Consider the following 316-nt stretch of genomic DNA (forward strand, 5'->3'; position numbering starts at 1 on the left):
GGGTCCTGGTTGTAGTCGAGGCCCGCGGTGCCGAAGGCGAGGTCGAGGTCGATCACGACGGAATCGAGCGCGAGGTCACGGGCGATGGTCCAGGCCACGTTGTGCGCAACGGTGGAGGCGCCGACGCCGCCCTTGGCGCCGACCACCGCGATGACGCGGCCGGTGATGATGGCCTCGGAGGCCGAGAACAGGCTGCAGATGGAGCGGACCACGTCGAGGGTTTCGACCGGTCCCACCACATAATCGTTGACGCCGCGGCGCACCAGCTCGCGATAGGGCGCGGTGTCGTTGGGATTGCCGATCACGACCACGCGGG

General features: G+C 68.7%; 1 pseudogene. It reads right to left on the reverse strand.

Annotated elements, in window-relative coordinates:
- Nucleotides 1-316 (reverse strand): annotated as a pseudogene (locus AABA86_RS33510) (CtpF protein); the annotation flags it as partial.

The sequence above is a fragment of the Bradyrhizobium sp. TM233 genome (assembly GCF_036247965.1).
Taxonomy (GTDB): Bacteria; Pseudomonadota; Alphaproteobacteria; order Rhizobiales; family Xanthobacteraceae; genus Bradyrhizobium; species Bradyrhizobium ottawaense.